A 619-nucleotide genomic window follows, 5' to 3' on the forward strand; every position below is an offset into this window, starting at 1 on the left:
CTTGAGAATACTCAATAATCTTTTTGTTGCGCCATTCTTGCGCTGTTCTTTTACTGCTATTCATTAGACTTATGAATTCCTGATTGTCAAAAAATACATCCTCAGTATTTATTTTGTCACTTTGGTTCATTTTTTCTATTACAAATGACATTTGTTTTTCTAGCCTAAATAAAATGTCTTCAATATTTTCATTATAGTTATTCATAGCCTATTTTTTTAAAAGAGTTAAACATTCTAATAATTCGCTTCTCTTGTAGTAACGTCTGGAGCCAATGCCGTAGGCTTTGACTTTTCCTTTTTTCGTCCAAGCCCAAAGTGTGGAGCTGTCGACTTTTAGAAATTGGCAAGTTTCATCTCTAGACAATAATTCTTCTGAATTGTCTTTAGATTGTAATTGCTTTTGAAGTTCTTGAATACCGTTTTTAACGGAGGTACCTATAAGTTGTTGAAGTTGCTCAACGGATAGGGTTTCTAATAAAATTGAATTTTTTTGCATGACTTGTTTTTTTAAATTTAACAAGCCAAAATTCTAATTGAAGTTGTGTAGTCTATTGAATGGAATCGTGTTTTTTAGTACACGGTTTCATGTTGTTTCTTTTGCTTTATTATAAATACTATC

1 protein-coding gene and 1 pseudogene are annotated in these 619 nt (G+C 30.9%); both read right to left on the minus strand.

The window, feature by feature from the left end:
- A pseudogene (locus IU405_RS11965) lies at positions 1-205 on the minus strand (hypothetical protein); the annotation flags it as partial.
- A 3-nt stretch (positions 206-208) separates the two neighbouring features.
- Positions 209-496 carry a helix-turn-helix domain-containing protein gene (locus IU405_RS11970; RefSeq protein WP_197438849.1) on the minus strand — a complete coding sequence of 96 codons (288 nt, stop codon included), beginning with the start codon at positions 494-496 and terminating at the stop codon, positions 209-211.
- Positions 497-619: the final 123 nt, after the last annotated feature.

This window comes from Polaribacter sp. BAL334, assembly GCF_015767435.1.
Lineage (GTDB): Bacteria > Bacteroidota > Bacteroidia > Flavobacteriales > Flavobacteriaceae > Polaribacter.